Annotated in this window: 1 protein-coding gene; it reads left to right on the plus strand. The window is 35.3% G+C overall.

Annotated features, from left to right (window positions below; all coding sequences use genetic code 11):
• A partial coding sequence (locus BG261_RS05845; protein ID WP_233278906.1) for an Ig-like domain-containing protein occupies nucleotides 1-385 on the plus strand: 385 nt, incomplete at both ends.

The raw sequence follows: 385 nt of genomic DNA on the forward strand, positions 1-385 counted from the left end.
AAACCAACAAAACCAAGTGATGTTACAGCAACGCCAGATAAAGATGGTAGTGTAAAAATAGAAGGTACAACAGATCCCAATACAAAAGTAGAAATTACCGATAAAAATGGTGATGTTATTGGTACTGGTACATCAGATAATGATGGAAAATTTGTTATCGATATCCCGGCTGATAAAAATGTTAAACCTGGAGATACTATTGGAGTAACTGCTGGGGAAGAAGGAAATAAATCAGATAAAACTGATGTAACAGTTCCACAACTCCCATTAGAGAAACCAACAAAACCAAGTGATGTTACAGCAACGCCAGATAAAGATGGTAGTGTAAAAATAGAAGGTACAACAGATCCCAATACAAAAGTAGAAATTACCGATAAAAATGGAG

The organism is Floricoccus tropicus, assembly GCF_001832905.1.
Classification (GTDB): Bacteria; Bacillota; Bacilli; order Lactobacillales; family Streptococcaceae; genus Floricoccus; species Floricoccus tropicus.